Source organism: Mesorhizobium sp. M2A.F.Ca.ET.037.01.1.1, assembly GCF_003998075.1.
In the GTDB taxonomy this organism is placed as follows: Bacteria; Pseudomonadota; Alphaproteobacteria; order Rhizobiales; family Rhizobiaceae; genus Mesorhizobium.
In genome coordinates, this window is record NZ_RZSA01000233.1 from 1 (window position 1) to 7597 (window position 7597).

The 7597-nt window shown below is 64.0% G+C and carries 8 protein-coding genes, 1 tRNA gene and 1 pseudogene; 5 read left to right on the forward strand and 5 right to left on the reverse strand.

Going from position 1 to position 7597, the window contains the following annotated elements:
- A partial coding sequence (locus EOA27_RS13965) for a hypothetical protein (protein WP_245491090.1) occupies positions 1 to 456 on the forward strand: 456 nt, incomplete at its 5' end.
- Between the two features lie 979 nt (positions 457 to 1435).
- On the opposite strand, the gene EOA27_RS13975 is transcribed toward EOA27_RS13965, so the two are convergent.
- Positions 1436 to 1509, reverse strand: a tRNA-Gly gene (locus EOA27_RS13975).
- A 136-nt stretch (positions 1510 to 1645) separates the two neighbouring features.
- Here EOA27_RS13975 and EOA27_RS13980 point away from each other — a divergent pair.
- Positions 1646 to 1915: a DUF6460 domain-containing protein gene (locus EOA27_RS13980; protein ID WP_224603073.1), complete on the forward strand. Its 270-nt coding sequence runs from the start codon at positions 1646 to 1648 to the stop codon at positions 1913 to 1915.
- A gap of 12 nt (positions 1916 to 1927) precedes the next feature.
- On the opposite strand, the gene EOA27_RS13985 is transcribed toward EOA27_RS13980, so the two are convergent.
- Positions 1928 to 2830 carry a histone deacetylase gene (locus EOA27_RS13985; protein ID WP_126079334.1) on the reverse strand — a complete coding sequence of 301 codons (903 nt, stop codon included), beginning with the start codon at positions 2828 to 2830 and terminating at the stop codon, positions 1928 to 1930.
- Positions 2831 to 2957: 127 nt separating this feature from the next.
- On the opposite strand from EOA27_RS13985, the gene EOA27_RS13990 reads away from it, so the two are divergent.
- The gene (locus EOA27_RS13990; protein ID WP_245491091.1) at positions 2958 to 4289 is read left to right on the forward strand and encodes an MATE family efflux transporter; all 1332 of its coding nucleotides are present in this window, start codon (positions 2958 to 2960) and stop codon (positions 4287 to 4289) included.
- Positions 4290 to 4327: 38 nt separating this feature from the next.
- Here the strand turns inward: EOA27_RS13990 and EOA27_RS13995 are convergent, their stop codons facing one another.
- From EOA27_RS13995 to EOA27_RS14005, 3 genes are read right to left on the reverse strand one after another with little or no spacing between them, the layout of a single operon-like run.
- Positions 4328 to 5290, reverse strand: coding sequence for a cysteine synthase family protein (locus EOA27_RS13995; protein WP_126079333.1), 963 nt, complete (start codon positions 5288 to 5290; stop codon positions 4328 to 4330).
- A gap of 35 nt (positions 5291 to 5325) precedes the next feature.
- Positions 5326 to 6393, reverse strand: a complete 1068-nt coding sequence (locus tag EOA27_RS14000) for a quinone-dependent dihydroorotate dehydrogenase (RefSeq protein ID WP_127256515.1) — start codon at positions 6391 to 6393, stop codon at positions 5326 to 5328.
- Positions 6390 to 6737: a DUF952 domain-containing protein gene (locus EOA27_RS14005; protein ID WP_189343262.1), complete on the reverse strand. Its 348-nt coding sequence runs from the start codon at positions 6735 to 6737 to the stop codon at positions 6390 to 6392. The genes EOA27_RS14000 and EOA27_RS14005 overlap by 4 nt, the downstream gene beginning before the upstream one ends.
- 111 nt (positions 6738 to 6848) lie before the next feature.
- Here EOA27_RS14005 and EOA27_RS14010 point away from each other — a divergent pair, with 111 nt between their 5' ends.
- Together EOA27_RS14010 and EOA27_RS14015 are read left to right on the forward strand one after the other, a co-directional pair.
- Positions 6849 to 7286: a hypothetical protein gene (locus EOA27_RS14010; protein ID WP_126079331.1), complete on the forward strand. Its 438-nt coding sequence runs from the start codon at positions 6849 to 6851 to the stop codon at positions 7284 to 7286.
- Between the two features lie 136 nt (positions 7287 to 7422).
- A pseudogene (locus EOA27_RS14015) lies at positions 7423 to 7597 on the forward strand (response regulator transcription factor); the annotation flags it as partial.

The following is a 7597-nucleotide window of genomic DNA, read 5'->3' on the forward strand; positions in this document are numbered from 1 at the left end:
AAGTGGGGTGATGGAACGAGAACGCTACTTCTACGTTCAAACCGATCGGTCGCTCGCTCGAGCCCGTTGCGGGTGAGGAAAGAGCTGCCGAGGCTCAACAAGCTCGGGAGGTTTTTGATGGAACGTCGGTTGTTTCTGACTGGAATGCTTGGCGTTGCGGGGGCGGCGGCACTTGCCAGCCTGGCCGGACCCGGCAAGGCTGTTGCCGGCATTCCCGGTGGCAACGGGATCCTGGACGAACTCGACAAGCCGGACAACGCGGTCCTCGAAGGCGAGGATCCGGCCGAAGTGGAGCTGGTTTCCCACCGGCGTTACCATCACGGCGATTGGTACTGGCGCCGCCGCAGGCGCCGCCGTCGGCGCGGCTGGAGACATGTCTGCCGCCGCTACTGGCGTCATGGCCGCTGGCGCCGCCGCTGCTGGCGCGAGCGCTACTGGATCAACATCTGGCTGTAGTTCAGGCGCCGGTTGAACGTTGGATGTCAAGCGTTGGGTCTTGCATGGTCACGCAAGACCCAACGCCGTTGCAAAGACAATGTGGTTGCAAGACAATGTGCCGGGGCCGTTCCGGCGGCGAGCCAACACGATTTCATTTCAGGCGGGGGACTGAAGCGGGTAGCGACCCCGACGTTCAACTGGGAGCTAGCCCTTCAGCGACCTGGGGGATCGCCGAGATCATGGCCGGCTAGGAAGAAACGGTCTCCCGCATCACTCGCCGTTACGTCGGTCGCGGCGCCGCGTTTCAAGAGCGAGTCCGAAAGCCGAACGAGCCGAGGAGACTGAAGTGAGAGTAACGGCCTGATGCGGTCCTTGCGGATGAGGCAGCATGACTACCAGCTAGACGGCCGTTGCGTCTACTGCCGAGTAAATTTAGATAGCTTACCTCCCGACGACAGAACAGATGAGCATGTAGTTCCTCTCTCGCTTAACGGGACGTTGGTAATCCGAGATGGCGCATGTAAAGAATGTGGCTGCCGGGTACATGTAGATCGGAATCTTGCCCTGCGACGTCTCTGAGAGAGAGTTAACCGTCCAGAAACCTGCTGCTTGTTGCAGCTGGGGCATTTCCCTACACGATATGGAATTTATCGGCCCCTCTTGATGCCCGGTGCAAGTAAACACCCCCACCTCGCCGCAATACCGGCATCTGGCACTCACTGCCGCCGGCTTGAGTCTGAGTCCACTAACATCGCCACCTCTCAAGGCCGATGATAATCTCTGCATCAGAAGTAGAACCCCGCCATTTCATTCCCCCGCTGAAACTAGTCGGGAGGTGGTCTCAAACGCAAGTCGGTCTTCATTGGCTTAGAATTGGGCGATGGAGCCGGAATCAGAACCGCTAAGGAACCGAACGCGAACCAATTATGTAAAACCGAGTGTAAACCGGCATTTCGGCGCCGTTTGAGAATCTGGCTCGGCACCTTGCGCCACAAGCTGGAGCGGGTAGCGGGAATCGAACCCGCGCGTTCAGCTTGGGAAGCTGACAGGCTACCATTACATCATACCCGCGCGAGCCCTCGTTACCATGATGGCGCCGCCTCAAGCAATCGGCAAAACGGAGCCGGTGGCTCCATTGCTTGATGCCTTTCCGCGGAATGCGTATCTCTGATACCGCGCCGCCGAATCAGGCGGCTCGAACCGGAGGATGGCCTTGTCCGCACTGACGCGCTTTCTTGGCGACACGCCGCTCAGGGTGTTCCTGAAGCTGCTCGTGGTCTCCTTCCTCGTCGGCCTCGTCATGCATGCCTTCGGCTGGTCGCCGATGGACGTCTTCTATGGCATCCGCCAGTTCTTCGTGGATTTGTGGAATCTCGGCTTCCACGCCGTCGACCGCTTCCTCGGCTATATCCTGCTCGGCGCCGCGATCGTCGTTCCTGTGTTCATCCTGCTTCGGATCGCCAGCTACAGGAAGTAGCCGAGCGTCCCATCACGCATATCGGGAGGCAGCTTCGAACAATATGGCGTGGCGCGCGGCGAGCGCCGGCACATCGGTCGAGTAGCCGCCTCCGATGACGCCGCACAGCGGAACGTCGTGACTACGGAAATGGCCGATGACCATGTCTTCGCGGGCGCGGAGGCCATCGTCGCTCAGCGCCAGCCGGCCGAGCCTGTCCTCGGCATGCACATCCACGCCGGCATTGTAGAAGACGATGTCCCAATGCCTTTGCCCGGATAGTTCCGGCAGGATGGCGGCGAGCCGGTCGACATAAGCGTCGTCGCCGGTGCCGTCCGGCAAGGCGATGTCGAGGTCGGAAGCGATCTTGCGCAACGGGTAGTTGCGCTCGCCATGCATGGAAAAGGTGAAGGCGCGAGGCTCGTCCTTGAGAATGTCCGCCGTGCCGTCGCCCTGATGCACGTCGAGATCGACAATCAGCACGTTTTCGACCGCGCCTTCGGCCAGCAGCGCCAGCGCGGCGACGGCGACATCATTGAAAGTGCAGAAGCCGGCGCCTTGCGCCCGCCTGGCGTGATGGCTGCCGCCGGCGGCGTTGCAGGCAATGCCGTGTTTAAGCGCCAGCCTGGCCGCCAGCACGGTGCCGGCCGTGGCGAGCTGAGCCCTCAGCGACACGCGCGGGCCGACCGGAAAGCCGATCTCGCGCTCTATCGTCTGCGGCACCTGGCAGGCGATCACCTGGTCGACATAGTCAGCTGCGTGGGCAAGCTTCAGCCATGGCGCCGGCGCCGGTTCCGGCATCGAGAGCGCTTCCGGCACCGCCAGCCCGCGCATGCGCAAGGCCTCCATCAAAAGCGGATATTTGCTCATCGGAAAGCGATGGTTGACGGCGAAGCCGGCGTCATAGTCGGGGTGATGGACGATCTGTAGCGGCATGGATCGGGAGGCCTGAGCCAGGTCTGAAATTCGGTTGTCAGCCCGGCGGATGATGGTTGCATGAGGCAGGCAAACTGGGGCACATCGGGTCCTCGATCAAGCCGCAAGCAAACAGGCAGCAATCCCCTTGGACGCGACCGAAGCCAATATCAGGTCCTTCGCCGTCACCAATCGCTCGGTGCTGGCGATCGCCGTGCCGATGACGCTTGCCTATCTGACGACGCCGCTGCTCGGCATCGTCGACACGGCGGTGGTCGGCCAGTTCGGCGACGCGGCCCTGCTCGGCGGCCTGGCGGCGGGATCGCTGGTCTTCGACGTCGTCTTCACCACCTTCAACTTCCTGCGCTCCGGCACCACCGGCCTCGTCGCTCAGGCCTTCGGGGGCGGCGATGCGCTGGAAGAGCAGGCGGTGCTGTGGCGCGCCGTGCTGATCGCGGTCGTCGCGGGCGTCATCCTTGCGGCACTCGCGCCGCTCTTTGCCGTCGCCGGCCAATGGTTCATGGGCGCCGAGCCGCGCGTGAGCGCGGCCATGTCGGTCTATATCCGCATCAGGCTGCTCGCAGCCCCCTTCTCGCTGATCAACTACGCCATACTGGGCTACGTCCTGGGGCGCGGCGAGGGCGGGCTCGGACTGATGCTGCAGGCGGTGCTCAACGGCATCAACATCGTGCTCTGCTTCCTGCTCGGCCTCGAGCTCGGCTGGGGCGTCGCCGGCGTCGCCTGGGCGACGGTCACCGGCGAGTTCCTGGCCATGCTGCTCGGTCTTGCCATCGTGCTCAACCGCTTCCGCATGCTGGAGCGACCGTCACGTCGCCGCATCCTCGATTTGCCGGCCTACCGGCGCATGCTGTCGCTCAACCGCGACATCATGATCCGCTCCTTCTCGCTGCTTGCCGCCTTCGCGCTGTTCACCAGGCAGGGCGCGCAATTCGGCACGGTGACGCTTGCCGCCAACGCCGTGCTGATGAACTTCTTCCTGATCGCCGGCTATTTCCTCGATGGTTTCGCTACGGCCGCCGAGCAGTTGGCCGGCCGCGCCATCGGCGCGCAGGCGCCTGCTCCCTTCCGGCAGGCCGTGCGGCTGACGCTGATCTGGGGTTTTGGCCTCGCGGCCGGCGCCAGCCTTATCCTGCTGACCGCTGGCGCTGGTCTGGTGGCTCTGGTCACGACCTCGCCGGAAGTCCGCGAAGTCGCCGACATTTATCTGCCATGGGCGGCCTTCACGGCGCTGAGCGGCGTGCTGGCCTTCCAGATGGACGGCGTCTTCATCGGCGCCACCTGGTCGCGCGACATGCGCAACATGATGCTGTTGTCGTTCCTCGCCTTCAGCGCCGCGCTGATCACGCTGGCGCCGGCCTTCGGCAACAACGGGCTATGGGCGTCGCTGCATGTCTTCCTGCTGGTGCGCGGATTGAGCCTGCTCGCGGTGCTGAGGCTCAGGGTACGAACGGCGTTTTAGGCGCCGATTGTTCGGTTCCGGCCAGGCGCCGGTGTTCCTCAGCTCCAGAGGTCGGTCGAGAGGTATTTCAGCCCGGAGTCGCAAATCACGACGGCGATCGTCTTCCCCGATTGATCGCTGCGTAGGAGACGCAGCGCGGCGGCGACATTCGCTCCGGACGAGAAGCCGCCGAAGATACCTTCGCTGCGCGCCAGCAGGCGCGCGGTCTCGCGTGCCTCGTCGCCGGAAACCTGAAGATAGCCATCGACGGGCGCGTTTTTCAGAAACGGCAGGTCCGGCATGGCGTAGCCGCCGCCTTGAATGGGGTGTTCGGGTTGGGTGACCGTCTCGCCCGCGGCCGCCGCCGCGCCTTCGGGCTCGACGATGAAGCACTTGATCAGGGGATTGCGTTCCTTGAGCGCCCTCGCCACCCCGGCATAGGTGCCGCCCGAGCCGATGAAGTCTACGAATGCATCGACGGCGCCATGGCTGGCGTCCCAGATTTCCGGTCCGGTCCCGTGATAATGCGCAAGCCAGTTCCCGTCGCGGTGGAACTGATCGCCGCGAAATGCGCCTCTTTCCGCCGTCACCGCCTTGGTGGCCTGCTCGACAAGCGCCAGATCGCCACCCGAGACCTGCCCCGGCACCGATCCCGGCAGTTGGTCCACGAGGATCACTTCCGCGCCGAGCGCCGCCATCATGCGGGCGCGCTCTTCGGAGTTGCCCTTCGACATCACCGCGACGAAAGGGTAACCCCTGACGGCGCAGACGATCGCGAGGCCCGTGCCCATGTTTCCGGAGGTAAGCTCGACCACCGTTTGCCCCGGCTTGATTGCGCCGGACTTTTCGGCCTCCTCGATTATCCCAAGCGCCGCGCGATCCTTCTTGGAAAAGCCCGGATTAAGATATTCCAGCTTGGCGAGGATTTCGCCTTTGACGCCCGCTTGCGCCGTCAGCCTTTCGAGCCGGACCAATGGAGTTCGACCGATCGACTCTACGACGGAGTTCAGAACCTTAGCCATGGCTGTCCTCCCGATTTCGTGGGAGCTTATCAGAGTCATTTGGACCAGTCTGTGCAACCGGTATCGCGCAGTTCGCCAATAGATTTGAGCCGTTGCCGCTCCACGAACCGTGCCATGTCGGCCACGATGCGCCCGGGCAGCGCCGGGCCGGCATAGATCATGCCGGTGTAGAGCTGGACGAGGTCGGCGCCGGCGCGGATCTTCTCCAATGCGGCCTCGGCGGAGTCAACGCCACCGACACCGATGATCGCCATCTGCGGTCCGAGCAGTTTGCGCATGCGGGCCAGAACCGCGGTCGAACGCTCGAACAATGGTTTTCCCGAGAGGCCGCCGGTTTCATCCGCCACACCGCCGCTCCGCAATCCGGTCCGCGCCAGCGTCGTGTTGGAGACGATGACGCCGTCGATCTTCTTTTCGGCGACCTCGGCGGCGATATCTTCCAGCTCCGCCTCGACGAGGTCCGGCGCGATCTTGAGGAAGACCGGCGGCTGGGCAGGGGCTGCTGCACGCGCGGCCATCACCCGCGACAAGAGCTCGCCAAGCTGCTCGCGCGCCTGCATGTTGCGCAGGCCCGGCGTGTTGGGCGAGGAGATGTTGACGGTGAGATAACTCGCATAGGAGGCGAAGCGGGCGACGCCGCGCTCGTAATCGGCGATGCGGTCGGCGCTGTCCTTGTTGGCGCCGATGTTGACGCCGACGATGCCTGGCCGCCCCTTGCGCGCGGCAAGCCGCTTTTCCGCCGCCGCATGACCTTCATTGTTGAAGCCCAGCCGGTTGATCACCGCTTCATCCGCCGTTAGCCGGAAGATGCGCGGCTTCGGATTGCCGGGTTGCGGCAGCGGGGTGATGGTGCCGACCTCGGCGAAGCCGAAGCCAAGCCTAAGCAGCGCGTCCGGCACTTCGGCGTTCTTGTCGTAGCCGGCGGCCATGCCGAGCGGGTTCGGGAACTCGAGGCCACAAAGCCTGATCCTGAGCCGCGCGTCGCGCGGCGCGGCCGAGCCGACCGGCAGTCCGCAGCGCAGCGCGGCGATGGACATGCCATGCGCGGTTTCCGGATCAAAGGAGAAAAGCAGCTTCTGGCCGATCCGGTCGAGCACGCTCATTCGCCTTCCAGCGCCGGGAAGTCGTGGCCGCCGGCGCCGGGCGGCAGCGGCTTGACCCAAAGGACGGCATCGAGGTCGAGCGGGGCGTAGAGATGCGGGAACAGCGCGCCGCCGCGCGATACCTCGTATTTCAGCGCGTTCCCCAGCTTCTCCCCGTCGATGGCGACCAGCAGCAGGCCCGTCTGGCCGGCGAAATGCTTGGCCGCTGTCTCGCGCACCTGGGCAGCGGTGGAGAAATGGATGAAGCCGTCGGCGATGTCGATCGGCGCGCCAGTGAGGCGCCCGTTCTTCTCGGCTTCGCGCCAAAGCGCCTCGGGGGCGATCTTGTAGATAATCTGAGACATTCTCGCGCTATAGTCCGAACCGAAGGAGCGGGGAAGGCTTGAAGCTCGACTCTTCCCCATTTCCGGCGCAAACCTGTGATAGCCCGCCTTCACTGGCTCATGGAGGACGATATGCGTCTGCAGCACATCCTGATCCCCGCGGCGCTTTGCTCGTTGGTTGCCGCTTCCGCCTATTCCGAGGAGACCGACCACTACCGTCTGGAGAAGTCGGCCAACGGCTATGTCCGCATGGATGCAAGGACCGGCGCCATGTCGATCTGCGAGGAGCGCACCGGCCAGCTCGTCTGCAAGATGGCGGCGGACGAGCGCGCCGCCTACCAGGACGAGATCGACCGGCTGGACAATTCGGTCAAGGCCCTCGATGCGCGGGTCGCCAAGCTGGAGAATTCGCTCTCCGCCCGGCTGGAATCGCAACTGCCGAGCGAAGAGGATTTCAACAGGACCATGGGCTACATGGAACGCTTCTTCCGCACCTTCAAGGACATCGTCAAGGACATGGACAAGGAAGACGGCGACGGCGGCGGCAAGCTGAACCAGCAGAAGACCTGAGCCGGCGCGACCGGGCCGCCCCTGGGGAAAACTCCGCGCGCGGCCTTTGCCGCTTGAAAAAGCGCCGCGCCGCCGCATAATCATTCCGGTCCCCGCAAGAAGCACGAAAATGATGATGGGATCGGGGGAGGAATATTTGCCGTCGGGCCACACTTTCGTCATTGCCGACGATCACCCGCTTTTTCGCGGCGCCTTGAAGGAGGCGCTGGCCGGCGTCGGCGACGTTGCCGCCATCCATGAGGCCGGGGATTTCGAAAGCGCCAAGGCTCTGGTGCTGGCCAATGAGGATATCGACATGGTGCTGCTCGACC

Coding starts and splice junctions, on each gene's coding strand:
- EOA27_RS14000 (WP_127256515.1), bottom strand. CDS start 6,393: ATGAGCGTGCTCGACCGGATCGGCCAGAAGCTGCTTTTCTCCTTTGAT.
- EOA27_RS13980 (WP_224603073.1), top strand. CDS start 1,646: ATGGCCTTGTCCGCACTGACGCGCTTTCTTGGCGACACGCCGCTCAGG.
- EOA27_RS14005 (WP_189343262.1), bottom strand. CDS start 6,737: ATGTCTCAGATTATCTACAAGATCGCCCCCGAGGCGCTTTGGCGCGAA.
- EOA27_RS14010 (WP_126079331.1), top strand. CDS start 6,849: ATGCGTCTGCAGCACATCCTGATCCCCGCGGCGCTTTGCTCGTTGGTT.
- EOA27_RS13995 (WP_126079333.1), bottom strand. CDS start 5,290: ATGGCTAAGGTTCTGAACTCCGTCGTAGAGTCGATCGGTCGAACTCCA.
- EOA27_RS13985 (WP_126079334.1), bottom strand. CDS start 2,830: ATGCCGCTACAGATCGTCCATCACCCCGACTATGACGCCGGCTTCGCC.